This is a genomic window from Microbacterium sp. LWH13-1.2 (assembly GCF_038397735.1).
Lineage (GTDB): Bacteria > Actinomycetota > Actinomycetes > Actinomycetales > Microbacteriaceae > Microbacterium.
On the sequence record NZ_CP151635.1, the window covers coordinates 2,578,324 to 2,593,426 of the forward strand.

Annotated in this window: 14 protein-coding genes; 2 read left to right on the plus strand and 12 right to left on the minus strand. The window is 68.5% G+C overall.

The window, feature by feature from the left end; translation table 11 throughout:
• Positions 1-17 precede the first annotated feature (17 nt).
• Entirely contained in the window at positions 18-932 is a 915-nt protein-coding gene (locus tag MRBLWH13_RS12415; RefSeq protein ID WP_341955312.1) for an SDR family NAD(P)-dependent oxidoreductase, read from the minus strand.
• Between the two features lie 93 nt (positions 933-1,025).
• Between MRBLWH13_RS12415 and MRBLWH13_RS12420 the strand changes: the two genes are divergently transcribed.
• Positions 1,026-1,481, plus strand: coding sequence for a MarR family transcriptional regulator (locus tag MRBLWH13_RS12420; RefSeq protein ID WP_341955313.1), 456 nt, complete (start codon positions 1,026-1,028; stop codon positions 1,479-1,481).
• A gap of 23 nt (positions 1,482-1,504) precedes the next feature.
• Here MRBLWH13_RS12420 and MRBLWH13_RS12425 read toward each other — a convergent pair whose 3' ends face one another.
• Genes MRBLWH13_RS12425 through MRBLWH13_RS12445 form a run of 5 tightly spaced genes read right to left on the minus strand, consistent with a single transcriptional unit; the run spans position 1,505 to position 6,995 of the window.
• The gene (locus tag MRBLWH13_RS12425) at positions 1,505-3,328 is read right to left on the minus strand and encodes a HAMP domain-containing sensor histidine kinase (protein ID WP_341955314.1); all 1,824 of its coding nucleotides are present in this window, start codon (positions 3,326-3,328) and stop codon (positions 1,505-1,507) included.
• A gap of 59 nt (positions 3,329-3,387) precedes the next feature.
• Entirely contained in the window at positions 3,388-4,575 is a 1,188-nt protein-coding gene (locus MRBLWH13_RS12430; RefSeq protein ID WP_341955315.1) for an ABC transporter permease, read from the minus strand.
• Positions 4,568-5,347, minus strand: a complete 780-nt coding sequence (locus tag MRBLWH13_RS12435) for an ABC transporter ATP-binding protein (RefSeq protein WP_341955316.1) — start codon at positions 5,345-5,347, stop codon at positions 4,568-4,570. The genes MRBLWH13_RS12430 and MRBLWH13_RS12435 overlap by 8 nt, the downstream gene beginning before the upstream one ends.
• On the minus strand, positions 5,344-6,384 hold the full coding sequence (locus tag MRBLWH13_RS12440; RefSeq protein ID WP_341955317.1) for an HlyD family efflux transporter periplasmic adaptor subunit: 1,041 nt from the start codon (positions 6,382-6,384) through the stop codon (positions 5,344-5,346). The genes MRBLWH13_RS12435 and MRBLWH13_RS12440 overlap by 4 nt, the downstream gene beginning before the upstream one ends.
• On the minus strand, positions 6,381-6,995 hold the full coding sequence (locus MRBLWH13_RS12445; RefSeq protein ID WP_341955318.1) for a hypothetical protein: 615 nt from the start codon (positions 6,993-6,995) through the stop codon (positions 6,381-6,383). The genes MRBLWH13_RS12440 and MRBLWH13_RS12445 overlap by 4 nt, the downstream gene beginning before the upstream one ends.
• A 115-nt stretch (positions 6,996-7,110) precedes the next feature.
• On the opposite strand from MRBLWH13_RS12445, the gene MRBLWH13_RS12450 reads away from it, so the two are divergent.
• Complete coding sequence (locus MRBLWH13_RS12450; RefSeq protein WP_341955319.1) at positions 7,111-7,794, plus strand: response regulator transcription factor; 684 nt, start codon at positions 7,111-7,113, stop codon at positions 7,792-7,794.
• Here MRBLWH13_RS12450 and MRBLWH13_RS12455 read toward each other — a convergent pair.
• From MRBLWH13_RS12455 to MRBLWH13_RS12480, 6 genes are read right to left on the minus strand one after another with little or no spacing between them, the layout of a single operon-like run.
• Positions 7,773-9,062: a four-carbon acid sugar kinase family protein gene (locus MRBLWH13_RS12455; RefSeq protein WP_341955320.1), complete on the minus strand. Its 1,290-nt coding sequence runs from the start codon at positions 9,060-9,062 to the stop codon at positions 7,773-7,775. The genes MRBLWH13_RS12450 and MRBLWH13_RS12455 overlap by 22 nt on opposite strands.
• Before the next feature lie 17 nt (positions 9,063-9,079).
• Positions 9,080-10,048 (minus strand): 4-hydroxythreonine-4-phosphate dehydrogenase PdxA, encoded by a 969-nt coding sequence (locus MRBLWH13_RS12460; RefSeq protein ID WP_341955321.1) that lies wholly within the window; start codon positions 10,046-10,048, stop codon positions 9,080-9,082.
• Entirely contained in the window at positions 10,045-11,928 is a 1,884-nt protein-coding gene (locus MRBLWH13_RS12465) for a beta-L-arabinofuranosidase domain-containing protein (protein ID WP_341955322.1), read from the minus strand. The genes MRBLWH13_RS12460 and MRBLWH13_RS12465 overlap by 4 nt, the downstream gene beginning before the upstream one ends.
• A gap of 27 nt (positions 11,929-11,955) precedes the next feature.
• A complete protein-coding gene (locus MRBLWH13_RS12470) occupies positions 11,956-12,873 on the minus strand; it encodes a carbohydrate ABC transporter permease (RefSeq protein WP_341955323.1) in 918 nt (305 codons plus the stop codon).
• The gene (locus MRBLWH13_RS12475) at positions 12,870-13,802 is read right to left on the minus strand and encodes a sugar ABC transporter permease (protein WP_341955324.1); all 933 of its coding nucleotides are present in this window, start codon (positions 13,800-13,802) and stop codon (positions 12,870-12,872) included. The genes MRBLWH13_RS12470 and MRBLWH13_RS12475 overlap by 4 nt, the downstream gene beginning before the upstream one ends.
• A 2-nt stretch (positions 13,803-13,804) precedes the next feature.
• Positions 13,805-15,079, minus strand: coding sequence for a sugar ABC transporter substrate-binding protein (locus MRBLWH13_RS12480; protein ID WP_341955325.1), 1,275 nt, complete (start codon positions 15,077-15,079; stop codon positions 13,805-13,807).
• Positions 15,080-15,103 lie beyond the last annotated feature (24 nt).

The following is a 15,103-nucleotide window of genomic DNA, read 5'->3' on the forward strand; positions in this document are numbered from 1 at the left end:
GACCAGGGGCCGGTACGTCACCCCCACGGCAGGATGGGAGCGTCGAGGATGCCTTCGATCTCGGCCCACAGCGCTGAACCGATCGCCTCGTCGGAGCTGCTGGGCACCGGCTCGGCGAGATGCGGGGAACCCGTCGCGACGTGCCGGGGGCCGACGTAGGGACGCGCGCCCGGAGTGGTCATCGCGACGGCGGCGATGGCCGCCTGCGCGGCGGATTCCTTGCCCTGCACGACCCTCGAGAAGATCGGTGCGACCACGGGCGCCACGAGACGCACGGTCCGCGACCGCTGATGCAGCGGCGGCCTGTCCGGGGTGAGAGCGTCTATGGCTCCCCCCGGATGCGACACGACGGACCGGATGCGCGAGCCCGCGGCGGCGAGGCGGCGGTCGAGCTCGAATCCCAGGATCTCGGCGGCGTGCTTCGACATCACGTACGCGACACGAGGGCGGTAGGACGTGTGCGCACGCCAGTTCTCGAGATCGAAGGGGATCCTCCTCGTGAGCATGCTGCCTGTGCTGACGACACGCGCCGAGGGTGCCTGCGCGAGAGCAGGCAGCACGAGGCGCAAGAGCTCCATGTGCGCGACGACGTTCACGTCGACGGTGGATTCGACCCCGAAGGCACCGGTGGTGAAGGTCGGCGACGCGGCGATGACCCCCGCGTTCATCACCAGTCCGTCGAGAGCGCCCCCGGTGCCGATGAGGTGCCCGGCCGAGCGAACCGATTCCCGATCGGAGAGATCGAGCTCGACGTGCCGGTGCCTGCCGGGTTCAGGCAGCAGATCGATGGCGGTCTGCGCTCTGCGCGTGGAACGCGCGGCGACGATGATGCGTGCGCCGCGTCGAGCGAGTCCTTCCGCGATGAAGTAGCCGATGCCGCCGCTGGCCCCCGTGACGAGGATCGTGCGTCCGTCGAGTCGAGACAGGTCCATAGGAGAGGTTCTCGTTTCCGTGTTTTTAGTTCGAGACTTGAAGCTTTCCCTCGATGGTACAAGACTTGAAGTGAAAAGGATTACGCTGAACGAATGGCCTCTTCGCGAGAACAGCAGCTGTCGCAGGCGCTCTTCGCCGTCTACGACGTCGTCGCACGCACCGACGAAGCGCTTGCCCCCGCTCTGCGGCAGTATGAGATCACCGCGACGACTGCCCATCTGCTCTGGACGATCGACCCCGACGAGCCGGCCCCGCCGATGCGAACGGTAGCCCAACGGACGCACTGCAGCCCCCAGAACGTGACGTTCATGTGCCAGCAGCTCGAGGCCAGGGGGCTGGTCGAGCGTCGGACGTCTCCGACAGACAAGCGACAGCGCGTGGTCGAACTCACCGCACGCGGTCGATCGGCACGCGAATCGATCATCGCGCTCGTCTCCTCCGACTCGCCTCTCGCCGACCAGCCGCGTGCGGCTCTCGACACGATCATCGAGCTCCTGATGCCGCACTCCCGGCCGGCGCCTCAGGACCCCTCACGCGCCGACGAGTAGCGACCGCCGACCGACGGCACCGTCTACCGACCGCGCGAGACGTCCGCAGGCAGCGACAGCTCGAACCGACTACCCTCGCCGAGCACGCTCTGCGCGTCGAGCGATCCGCCCAGCGCTTCGGCGAGGCCGCGGGCGATCGAGAGCCCGAGTCCGGTGCTCTCTCCCGCACGAACGCGAGACGGCTCGCCGCGCCACAGCCGGTCGAAGACGTGCGGCAGATCCGCCGCCGCGATGCCCTCGCCGTCATCGACCACGGCGATGCGCACCCGCGCATCCGACACCTTCGCCTCGAGGCCGACATGACCGCCGGTCGGAGTGTGCCGCAGCGCGTTCGCCATCAGGTTGCCGAGAATCTGCCGCAGCCGGGTGGGGTCAGTCTCGAGCGGGAGCACCCGCGGGGTCGCGACGGTCAGCGAGACCCCGGCAGTGGCTGCGCGCGCACGGTGCGCGTCGACGACCTCCCGTGCGATCTGCGCCGCGTCGCACGCCGTTCGCTCGAGGAGCAGGTCACCCGACTCGGCGAGCGCGAGAAGCTGCAGGTCGCCCGTGATCCTCTCCATCCGACGCGCCTCGTCCAGCACAAGCCGGCGCAGTTCCGCGTCGTCGAGACCGAGTCCGTCTTCCGCAGCCTCGACCCAGCCTCGGATGTTGGTGAGCGGGCTGCGCAGCTCGTGGGCGATGTCGCCGAGCAGTCTTCTGCGCGATGCTTCGTGCCCGGCGATCTCGGCGGACATGCGATCGAAAGCGGCACCGACGTCGGCGAGATCGTCTCGGGCATGCAGGCCGGTGCGGGCGTCGCGATCGCCCGCCCTGAAGCGGTCGGCGGCGGTCTCGAGTCGACGCGCGCTGCGCACGGTGGGGCCGATGATGAGCGCTGCGGCCGCCGAGAGGAGGGCCAGGAGGGCCCCCACGACCACGGCGACGCGCGCGATCGACCCCGGGCTCGCGTCGAGGGGCCCGCGCACGTTGCCGCGCTGATCGGTGAGCACCAGGTTCACGGGAGGCGCCGTCGTCTCCTCGGACTGCGCGACACGTGCCTTCAGGAGGCACTCGTCGGCGGTATCGGTGATGACCCCTTCGGCGCTCGGGGTGCCGCGCAGAGTCAGGTACTCCGGCGCGTTCGACGGGGACAGGTCGAGATCGACGCCGGCGACAGGGGGCTCGTCGGCAGCGAGCAGACAGGAGTTTGCGAGGTCGCGGACCTCGTCGAGCGCTCTTCTCTCGCTCGGCAGCGGGCTGTTCAGGGCGTCGCGGCCGCAATCGGGGGCCTCGTCGTATCCGGTGACAATAGGCCGACCGCTCTCCCACACCGCCGTGCGCACGACCGCGTCACCCAGGCACTCCACGACGGCGCTCGCCTGCCGCGCGAGCTGCTCGCGCTGCGTCTCATCGAGGATGAACGGTCCGCTGATGCCTTCCCGCAGACGCGACTCGAGCGTGACGGGGTCGGCGATGATCTCCAGCGGGTCCAGCAGCCGTGTGGCGGCCTGCGGACGAGGCAGCTCGGGCTCCGTATCGGCGATGACCTCTCCCGTGCCGTCGACCAGCGCGATGCGGCGCCCGGTCTCGTGACTGAGCCGAAGAAGGATGGGACCGACGTCGTCCCAGTCGGTGTGGCGCCCCGCCCAGACGACGAGCGCGTCGATGATCTGCTCGTCGCGGACGAAGTCGACCTCGGAGGCGCTCTGGTCGTAGCGGTACTCCGTGGTCTGCGCGAGCCAGACGGTTCCCCCCACCGAGGCGAGCACGAGCAGCAGGCCCGCCGTCAGATAACGCAGGAGCAGCCGGGGCACGCGTCGCGCGCCCTCTCCCGTTCGTCTCGTCGTGGCGCGCATCTCGTCTGTCATGCTCTCATCGCCCCCTCCCTCCGCGCGCATCCGCCGCCCGGCGTCGGGGCTCCGCCCGCTCACGTCGCCGCGAGCGCCGCGGTCGGCGATTGCCGCGCGGCACGCACCGACGGGGCGAGTCCGGCAACAGCGCCCGTCCCGAGCGCGGCGGCCATGCCCGACAGCACCGTCGCCACCGGGATCACCAGGGGCCATCCCTGCAGACCGCTCCAGGCCGCGGTGCCCAGAAGACCGAGCAGGACTCCGGAGGCTCCACCCAGCGCGCAGAGCACGATCGCCTCCACGAGGAACTGGGCCCGGATCTGCCCTCGGTGCGCGCCCAGCGCTCGGCGCAGTCCGATCTCGCGGCGCCTCTCGAGCACGGAGACGAACATGGTGTTGGCGATGCCGATGCCGCCGATCACGAGAGCCACGGCGGCGAGCGCGAGGAACAGCCCGTCGAAGCTGGAGCGGGCCGCCTCCTTCGCGGCGAGCACGGCGGAGGGCTGACTCACCTGCACGAGTCCGGCCGCCCCCGGCGAGAGCGTGGCCGCGATCACAGGACGCAGCGCGTCGATCGACGCCTCGAGACCGGTGACGTAGGCGACGGTGGGCACACCGTCGAAGCCCAGCCAACGCCGCGCGGCAGCATCTTCGACGAGGACCGCCGACTGCAGGTCTGCCGAAAGCGGGGTCTCCGCCAGCACCCCGACGACAGTGAACGCGACACCCCCGAGGTCGATCGTCACCGGCCTGTCCGGAAGCTGAGACAGGCCGAGTCGTTCGGCGGCGTCGATGCCGAGCACCGCGGTCGGCAGGTCGCTGCCGTCGAGCCAGCGACCGGAGGTCATCTCCGCGCGCACCACGCCCGCGAGATCACCGCCCACCGCGAGCGTGGTGATGCCACTCTCGGGGTAGGCGCGGAGTTCGTTGCTGCGCACGGGGGAATGCGTGTTGCCGACCGATGCGGCTCCGGTGACGGTGCCGATGCGCTCCAGCATGCCCACGGCCTCGGCCAGCAGCGGCACCGGATCACCGTCGGCGTCTGACCGTGGATCCGCGCGCAACAGGTCGGCGCCGAGCGCGGTGAGCCGCTCCTCGAGAGCGGCCTGAGATGACGCGGGCACCGCCGTGACGGTCACCAGCGTGGCGATGCCGATGGCCACTCCGATCGCCGAGAGCACGGCGCGGAGGGGGCGCGTGCGGAGCCCGACGGTGCCGACCCCGAACAGATCACGGATGTCGAGGCGGGGGCGACGCTCACGCATTCGCCACCTCCTCGGCTTCGATACGAGTGTCCATGTCGGTGTCCGTTTCCGTGTCCGTGTCCGTGTCCGTGTCCGTGTCCGTGTCCGTGTCCGTGTCCGTGTCCGTGTCCGTGATGATCCGTCCGTCGCGCAGCTCGATGCGCCGCGGCAGTCGTGCGGCGAGCTCTACGTCGTGTGTGATGACCACGACCGTGGTGCCCTCGTCGTGCAGTTGCTCGAGAAGAGCGAGCACGCGTTCGCCGTTCGCCGTATCGAGAGCGCCGGTCGGTTCGTCCGCGAGGACGACGAGTGGGTCGGTCACGATCGCGCGGGCGATGGCGACCCGCTGCCGTTCACCGCCGGAGAGATCCTGTGCCGCGTGCCCGATGCGATGACCGAGTCCGACGCGCTCCAGAGCCGCCCGCGCGAGCCCGCGGCGCTCACGCCGAGGGACTCCGTTATAGAGCAATGCGGTCGCGACGTTCTGCTCGGCGGTGACGCCGTCGGTCAGGTGGAAACCCTGGAACACGAACCCGATCGTCTTGCCCCGCAGGGTCGAGAGCTGCCGATCCGTGAGATCGCGGGTGTCGACTCTTCCGATCCGCACGGAGCCCTCGGTCGGGCGGTCGAGAGTGCCGAGGACGTTGAGCAACGTCGACTTGCCGGCGCCGGAGCGCCCGACGATCGCGGTGAGCTCCCCCGCGGCGATCTGCAGGGAGACGTCATCGAGGGCCGCGACACCGCCGGGGTGGATGCGGCTGACGTGGTCGAGTTCGAGCGCAGGCGTGGTCACTTCGCCGTCACCACCGTCATGCCGGCGTCGATTCCCGCGCCGCTCACCTCGACGAGGTCATCGGCGATGAGACCGATCTCGACGCCGTGGAGTGCACCCTTCTCGTCCTGCAGCGCATAGCCACCCTCCGCGAGGGCCACGAGCGAGGCGACCGGGACGATCAGCACGTCTTCCACGCTCCTGGTCACGACACGGACCGTCACGGCTGCGGCATCGATGCCGTCGACCGCCGCTTGATCATCGATCGAGACCACCGCCTGGACCTTGGAGTCGGTTCCTTCCCCCGTCGTCGTCACCGAGACGAGGGAGCCCTCGACGGTACGCCCGTCGGGCAGTTCGATCATCGCTCTCGCGCCCGCCCCGACGGCTCCGGCATCCTGAGCAGGTACCGATGCCTCGACGATCCTCGCCGTGGCCGTGACCGTGAACGGCTGGCCTGCGGCTCCATCGCCCGGTCGTGCCGACACAGCGGCGATGCGGCTCGGTGCGCTCAGGACGATCACGTCGGCGGGGCCGAGGGCACCGGTTCGTTCCAGATCGAGTGACTCCTGCCAATCGCGCACGGCCTCGGCGAACTGCGGTCCCGTCGTGAATGTCGCCGGGTCGCTCCGACGAAGGTGTCCGAGCTCCATGAGGTTCGCGGCGATCATGCTGACATCCGCGCCTTTCAGCCCGGAGCCGTCGACAGCACGGTAGAGCGGCACATCGCCGATCAGCACCGGCACCGCACGCTCGTTCGCGCGCAATGCCACGGAGCCGCGGTCGAGCTGCGCGCCGACAGCGGGCAGCTCGGTGATGATGCCGTCGGCCTTCACCGTCACCGGCGCCGCGGTGCCGAAGCCCACGGTGCCGTCGAGGCGGGCGGACTGCGACAGCACGCCGCGCTCGACGACGACCGTGGCCGGGGCGAGCTCGTCCTCGACCGGGGCCGGCTCAGCCGGGCGAAGGAAGAACGCAGCTCCCCCGCCGCCCACGGCCAGGGTCAGGCAGAGAACGAGCGCGCCGACGAGCATGGCGCGACGCCGAGAACGTGTCACGGGGTGCCCCCCTCGGATGCCGCCGCCTCGCAGGTCTCGCCATGCTGCATCCCCAGCGAGATCGAGGTGGAGTCGTTGCTCTCGCCGCCGAGCTCGATGCCGATGCGACCGAAGGCATCGCCCTCGCCGATCTCGACCTCTCGCACGCCGTGCTCGCGCAGGCAGTCGACGATGCGCTGCGCGAACTGCTGAGCGTCGGGGTTCTTCACGTCCAGTTCCCACGGGGGCAGCGGCGCCAGGCGCACGCAGGTGGCCTCCGCCTCCGCGGCCTTCTCGGGGTCGCCCACTGCTGCGCCGCTGCTGCCGCCTCCGCTCAGCTGACCGCTCTGCGGCGGAGAGGTGCGGTCGGCGACGCAGCGATCGCGCGGCTGCCACGCGGCCAGCTCCTCCTCATCCGTCATGTCGAGGCGCAGTCGGACCGGCTCACCATATTCCGTGAAGAGCGGATCGGCGCTCTCGGTAGACGACGGGGCCCCCGTCTCCAGGGTGGCGAGCTGCGGATCGCCGTCTGCCCCTCGCCCGGATGAGGGAGTGGAGCATGCGGCGAGCATCGCCAGCAGTGCGAGGCCGCCCGCGGCGGCGGCCAGTGATCGGTGGGTGGTGCGGAACACGATTCCTCCTGATGTCGAGTGCAGCTAGCATCCACATTCGGCCTCGAATGTGAGGGAGTTGTGAAGGATCGGTCCGGAGGCCGACCGCACTTCGACGCGTGCGTAGGATCGAATCGTGACCCGGGTCTTGATCGTCGAGGACGATGTGCGGCAGTCCGAGCTCGTGCGCCGCTACCTGGAACGCGAGGGGCATGACGTGACCGTGCTCGCCGACGGCGCCGATGCTCTCGACGCCGTTCGACGCTCTGCGCCCGACCTGCTCGTGCTCGATGTGATGCTTCCGGGCGCCGACGGCCTCACGGTCTGCCGAACGCTGCGCGAGGAGCAGTACGAACTCCCGATCCTCCTGCTCACCGCGCGCTCCACCGAGAACGACCTCCTCATCGGGCTCGAGCTCGGCGCCGACGACTACCTCGCGAAGCCCTACAGTCCGCGCGAACTCGTCGCCAGGGTCCGTGCACTTCTGAGACGGACTCGCCGCACGACGCCGGCCTCCGCAACGATCACCGTCGGCGACTTGCAGATCGAGCCGGAGCGACGACAGGCCACGATCGCAGAACGGCCATTGGATCTCACCCGCGCCGAGTTCGACCTCCTCGAGGAGTTCGCCATGCACCCGGGTATCGTCCTCAGTCGCGCTCGTCTCCTCGATCGACTCCACGGCACCGACCGCTGGATCAGCGGTCGCACGATCGACACGCACGTGAAGAACCTCCGCGCCAAGATCGAGGACGACCCGCAGCACCCCGCTCGCCTCGTCACCGTGTACGGCGTCGGCTACACGCTGCGCTCGGTCTGAGCGCGCACTCGCTCGGTCCAGGCGACGGCATCCACCAGTATCTCCGGATCTCCCATGTTGCCCGGGACGATGACGCAGTCGAGGAACCCGTCGACCGAGGCGCGCGAAGGGTCGAGGCCGGAGCGGGACACACGCCAGACGCTGACCCCCGGGCGCACCTGGCCGAGCACACGGGCCTCACGCGCGCCCAGGCTGCGGCCGATCACATCGGCGGAGGTGATGCCCCCCTTGGTGACGACGGTGGTCACCTCGTGGTCGACGAGACACCGCGCCGCGGTGACGAGCGCCTGCATCACGGCTGCCCCGTGATCGAGACCTCCGTGGTCATCCCGCCGCTCCCTCTCGGTCGCGAGGAATCGCACGCTCCCCGGACGCCGCCGCTCGATCTCCTCGGCTGCTGCCCGCTCGCCCTCGGCGTGCGGGTCGCGCACGGCACGCGCCGAGTCGATGACGGTGGGTGCGCCGACGAGTGCGGCCAGGCGCGCGACCTGCTCTCCCGCGCCGCCGGTGTGCGAGCCGCAGACCACGAGCGTCGATCCTTCTTTCCGGAGGGTCGACGGGTCAAGCCTTCCGACGCTGACGACCCCGGCGAGCCGAGCGGCCAGCGGTGCCGCAGAGCGGACGATCACCGATCTGCGGTTCCAGGCGCCTTCGACACCCGCGGCGATCGCGGCGATGTCCTCGTCCGTCTCGGCATCCGGCAGCACGACCGAACCCGCCGGAGCGTCGAGGATCGCACGCCGCGTGCCGCCCTCTCGCACGACGTCGAGCGGAACACGCACGCACACGACATCACTCCGAGATCGCTCTCGGATGAAGGCGACGAGGTCGCTGGTTCCGAACCCGAAGACAGGATCGCGGGCGTACTCCGTCTCGTCGATCGGAACCAGCGCCTCGCGCACGCGGAGGTGGTGCACCCCAGCACGGGTGACCCTTCCTCCCTCGGGGAACGCCGGTGCGAACACCATCACCGCGTCGTCTCCGCCGATCTCCCTGGACTCGGCGACGACGTGTCCTCGAAGCGTCGAGTCTCCGCGGAGGACGATGTGGATGCGGACGTCGAGCCGCGCGGCCGTGTCTTCGACATGAGCGCGGATCTCGCGCACGAGAGCCACCGCATCGTCCTCGCTCAGCGCTCTGCTGTTCGTCTGGATGTAGACGCTGTCCGCCTCGCGCAGCGCCTCCGTCAATGCCTGCGCGTCGATGTGCAGGAGAACGGTGACATCAGTCGCGGCCTGCGTGCCGGTGGGGTCGTCATCGAGCACCACGACGCACTGCCTCATCGTCACCACGCCCCGGCGACGAGCTTTCGCGCCAGGTGGTAGGCATTGCGCGTGGAGGTCATACTGGCGGTCCCCGTGCCGACGATGTCGAAGGCCGTCCCGTGCGCGGGGGTGCAGATGGGAAGTACCAGCCCCGCTTCGAGCGTGACTCCCCCGTCGAACGCGGCCGTCTTCAGCGCGATCTGCCCCTGGTCGTGATACATCGTCACGATGCCGTCGAAGGTGCCGTCGAACCCTCTCCGGAACAGGGTGTCGCACGGGAACGGACCCACGACGTCGACGCCCGTCTCCGCGGCGAGCGCGACTCCCGGAGCGATCGCGGTGACCTCCTCGTCGCCGAACAGCCCGTGTTCGCCGGCGTGCGGGTTGAGCGCGCAGACGGCCAGGCGAGGCGACGAAACGCCGGCCGCGACGAGCAGCCGATGCAGCAGCAGGGCCGACTCGCGCACAGATTGCGGGGTCACCAGGTCTGCCACCTCACGCAGTGCGACGTGCGACGTCACGCGAGATGTCCAGAAAGTGGTGCTCACGTTCACTTCGGACACCGCTGCGGCGGCGCCGAGACGATTCTCGAACCACCGCATCTCGTCGGGCTCGGTCATGCCCGCCAGATGAAGCGATGTCTTGTTCAACGGGCCGAAAACGAGTCCGGCGACCTCGCCCGCCTCATGCAGCGCGAGGGCCTTCTGCAATCCGTCGAGCGCCCAGCGTCCGGCCTCGGCTCCGACCTCGCCGCGCGCCCGCGGCCAGGGGTGGTCGATCTCGATCAGCCGGATATGGGCGGGATCCAGCAGGCCGTCCACATCCGTGTCGATTCCGGCGTCCGCGATCCCTGCGGCCAGCTCCTCGCGCGAGGAGATGACGGCGACGTCCTCCGCGGTCTCGGCACGCAGCTCGACGAGCATTCTGACGAGCAGCTCGGGGCCCACACCGGCAGGGTCGCCCGCGGTGAGGGCGATGGCCGTCGTCATCGCCCGAACTCCGCCGGCATCTTCGCCCCGACCACGGGGACCACGGTGGGGAACTCGGCGATGCGGATCGTGGCACTGCCATAGGGAACGAGCGGCACGAGGTTGATCCATCGAGCCGCGACCGGGCTGTCCGGCGGGTTCCCCGCATTCGCTCCATCACGCTGCCACTCCGCCAGGTCCCGAACGCCCGCGGCCTGGATGGACACCGGGATACCGTCCCGCCCGAACGGCACGTCCGGCACGTCGGAGCGCAGGACTGACCACTGCTCCAACGGCACCGTGGCGTCCGGGTAGAGCGCGAAGTTCCAGCTGCGTCGAGGGAAGACCTCCCACTCCCCCATCCCCTTGGCATCGGGAACCGGGTACCAGTTCTCGCCACCCGTCGCGACCATGACGAGAGGTCCGAGACGCACGCCGACCGCCTGACGCTCGCGCTTGACGCGGCGGGGCCGCATGGGCAGCGTGAGTGCGACCTCATCTCCGGCGCTCCACCGACGGGAGACGAGGATGTACCCCGAAGGATCCGCCTCGACGGAGATTTCCGCCCCGTTCACGGTCAGCGTTGCATCCGACGCCCACTCCGGGATGCGCAGCCGCAGGGCGACATCGCGCTCCGCCGTGGAAGCCTCGATGCGGAATACGATCGTCTCGTCGAAGGGGTAGTCGGTCTCCTCGACGATCGTCAGCACGCCGCCGCCGATTTCCGCCTCGACCCTGCTCGGTCCGTATGCGGTGATTGACAGGGTGTCGTCCGCCGTCATCCACAGGGCGGCGATGAACTTCGGCCACCCCTGGTGGTAGTTGGCCGTGCAGCATCCGAAATGCGGCTCCAGTCCGAAGACGTTGGCGCCGTTGGTGCTGTACGCCCAGTTGCGGTCAGCGGTCGACGCCTCGATCTGGTTGGCCTGCTGATGGTACTGATGCGCACGCATGAGCGGGTCGGATGACGCGGGGAGCAGGTTGTACGCAGCCCCCTCCAGCAGATCCGAATAGGTGGCCTCCCCGGTGACTCGGGCCGCGATCTGCATGGTGAACATGTACTCGACGACCTGGCAGGTCTCCACTCCCCTGGCGGCCTCGCGCCCCGCGAGCCATTCCTCGCCGGAGAACATGCCGTGCACCATGCCGTGCCAGCGGTCGAGGTTCGCCAGTGCCCGCAGGGTCTCCTGATGCGGGTCTCCCTCGCCGAGCATCATCGCGCGCACGGCCGGATTCTTCAGCGCCATCGCGACGTTCGGGCCGTGGGTCCGATGGTCGAAGCCCATCGCTCTTCCGGTGATCAGCCCGTCGCCCAGCGCGTCGTCCCAGTCCAGCCCCTGGATCAGGAGGAGCCTCGCCAGTTCGGTCCACTCGGGACGAGGACTCCGCTCGTGGACCCAGGCCAGTGCGAGCACGTTGTCGATGGCGCGCGCCGCCGCCCAGCTCTGCAGGGGCCGACCGGGAAGCTCGCGGAGCTGGAACTCGTAGTAGCGCTCGAGGAACGGCAGCACCCGCTCGTCCCCTGTCGCCTCCGCATGCTGCTGCAGCACCTTCGCCGCGACCATCCGGGTCCACCAGTCGTCGTTGCTCGAGGGGCCGAACTGACCGCTGGGCTGCTGGCTCTGCAGCATCCATTCGATCCACTTGCGACCCTTGGCGATCAGCGCCTCATCGCCGAGGAGGTGAGCGAGCGGGATCAGACCGTCGAGGTAGTACGGCCCGCGCTCCCAGCTCTCGCCGTCGCCGCCGAGCCAACCGGAGTCGGGGCCGAGATCGTCCCACAGCTCCTCGATGGAACCGGAGAGTCCGTCGGCCTGGATCTGCAGCTGTCGGCGGAGCCAGCCCGATGGGGTCACGGCGCCGAGCGGCAGGGGCGAGAAGGCGGAGTGGATGGATGACATGGGAGTTCTCCTGGGTCGAGACAAGGTTCAGCCGCGCAGCGCGCCCTCGGTGAGACCACCGATGTAGAAGCGCTGAAGCACGAGATAGAGGACGAGGCAGGGCAGGATGGCCACGGTGGTTCCCGCTTGCAGCAGGCCCCAGTCGATCGAACCGTACGCACCGCTTCGGATATTGACGAGCATCACCGACAGCGTGAAGTTCGAGCCGTCGTTGAGCAGGAGCAGCGGAATGAAGAACTCGTTCCACGACACCAGGAACGCGAACAGGGCGACCGTCACCACCCCAGGCAGCACCAAAGGCAACGAGATGCGCAGGAACACTCCGAACGAGCTCGCACCGTCGACCCTGCCTGCCTCTTCGAGCTCGACGGGGATGGCCTCGAAGCTGTTCCGCATCAGGAAGATGCTGAACGGAAGCTGGAACACGGTGAGCACGAGTCCGACAGCGACGAGGCTGTCCTGCATTCCGGCTCGTGCGAACATGAAGTAGAGCGGCAGCACGAGCGTCGCATGCGGCACCATCAGCACGGCGATGACCGCCAGGAAGACGATGTTCTTCCCGCGGAACTGGAAGCGGGCGAAGCCGTAACCGCCCAGCGTGGCGATCACGATGGTCAGCAGCACCGAGACTCCGGCGACGACGAGCGAGTTGCCGATGTACTGCCCGAGCCCCTCGCCGTTCGCGATGAGCTCTTCGTAGTTCTCGCCGCTGAGCTGCTGAGGCCACAGAGTCGGAGGAGAAGAACTCGCCTCTGCCGGGGTCTTGAACGAGTTCAGGGTCGACCACACCAGAGGGAACAGGAACACGAGCGCGAGCACGATTCCGGTGATGTGGTACGGGATTCCCCGCAACGTGTGCCTCGTGCTCGATCGACGACGGCTGCCCATGGTCGTCAGGAGCTGCGTGTCCGTGGTCGAGGTCGAAGTCCGGTCGATGATACTCACTTGTCAGAGCCCTTCACGAACTTCATCTGGAGGCCGTTGATGACCACGAGTGCGACGAGCATGATGATCGACAGGGCCGCCGCCTTGCCGAGGTCGAACGAGGTGAACGCGGTGTTGTAGATCGACATCACCAGCGTGACCGTCGTGTTGTCAGGACCTCCCTGGGTCATGACCACGAACTGGTCGAAAGCGAGCAGCGATCCGGTGACCGAGAGCACGAGCAGGAGCGCCAGGGTCGGACGCAGGAAGGGCAGCGTGATGCTGAAGAAGCGCTGCCACGAGGTCGCGCCGTCCATCATCGCCGCTTCATTGACGCTGGCGGGGATCGATTGCAGCGCCACGAGGAGGATGATGACCTGGAACCCGACGAACTTCCACACGATCATGACCGTGACGGCGAGCGTCGCGCTCAGAGGGGTGTCGAAGAAGCCGACAGGACCGTCGGCGATGCCGAGCCACCGAAGCGCGTGCGCGTAGATGCCGACCTGGTCGTTGTAGTTGACCACCCACATCAGGCTCGCCGTCGAGAGACCGACGACGTAGGGGGCGAAGATCGCGATGCGGTAGAACTTCGACCCGCGTCGCGAGGAATTCAGGAATGCCGCCAACAGAAGCGCCAGGACGAAGATGGCCACGGTCGCGAGCAGCGTGTAGCCGAGGGTGAACAGGATGGCGCCGATGTAGCCCGGGTCGCTGAAGATCTCGACGTAGTTCCCGATTCCGATCACCGTGGGGGATCCGAGAAGCGGCCAGTCGCTCAGCGACATGAACAGCACGATCGCCAGGGGCAGGAGGAAGAGGATCAGGATCGTGACGGCAGTGGGGCCGATGAAAGCCCATCCGGCGAGCTGATGGCGGATGCTGCCGCGGCTCCGGTCGGGTCGGCGCACGTGCGCCGAACCGACCGGAGCAGGGGTGACGACGGACACGGTCAGTTCGCTCCATCCAGCAGTGCCTGCACGGCCTTCTGTCCCTGGGCGAGGGCATCGGGGTCGTCATTGAAGACGACGCCGCGCATCGCGGTCAACCATGGGCCGTTCGGGGAATTGATCGCCTCGCCGTATGGGAGGGTCGAGGGCGTGTAGCCGTTCTCCATGCCTTCGGTGATGGCGGTGAGACGAGGATCGGCTGCGGTGTACTCGTTGCCGGAGAGATCGACGCGGACCGGGAGGTTGCCGTCCTTCGCGACGATGTCCACCTGCGCCTCGTCCTCGAGCGTCCACTCGATGAAGTCCCACGCGGCATCCGCGTTCTTCGTCGTGCTGGACACTCCGATCACGTCACCGCCGACGAACGTGCCGGTGGCCGACCCGTCCGCCGTCGCCAGCGGCATGTACCCCCATTCGAAGTCGACCGTCTCGTTGACCGTCGGAATAGAGTACGAACCGTTCGGCCACATGCCGACCTTGCCCTGAAGGAAGGGTTCCTGCTGAGTCGTGGTATCCCCTGTCGTCGCTCCCGCGGGGACGAGTCCGTCAGCGAAGAGCCGCTGGTACAGCCCGAACCATTCCGCCAGAGCGTCACTGTCGATGTCAGCGGTCTTGCCGTCCGTGCTGATCGGCAGCTCCTCCGCGGCGCGAGCCACGCCGAACGAGGTGTAGGCGTTGCAGCCTGCGCAGTTGCCGGGGAAGTAGAAGCCGTACGTGTCACCGCCGAGTGCCGTGACGGCCTTCGCCGCCTCATAGATCTCGTCGTAGGTCGTAGGCGGGCTCTCGGGGTCGAGACCGGCGGCGGCGAAGAGGTCCTTGTTGTAGAAGATGAAGCTGGAATCGACCTTGTGCGGCACCGCATAGGTCTTTCCGTCGAATGTCGATGCCTCTATGTGCGCGGAGACGAGGTCGTCTCCGAAGGGCAGCGATGCGATCCTGTCGGTGATGTCCATATAGACGGACTGCTTCGCGTAGTTGGGCGCATAGACGACATCGGAGGCGAGGATGTCGGGGAGGGAACCGGCACCGGCCGCGGCACCGACCTTCTGCTGGAAGCTGTCGGACGCGACGATCGTCAGCGAGATCTGCGTGTCGTGCGTCTCGTTGTATGCGTCGACCAGGGCCTGCGTGTAGTCCTGGGTGGAAGACCGCGCCCACATCGTGAGCTCGTCGACATCGTCCGAACCCGACGTCGTCGCCCCGCCGCATGCGGTCAGGACCAGGGCGGCGGTCATCAGACCGGCACCGCCGGCGATAACCCTTCGTACTGCAGTCATTTCTACTCCTCATTGAGATGGACC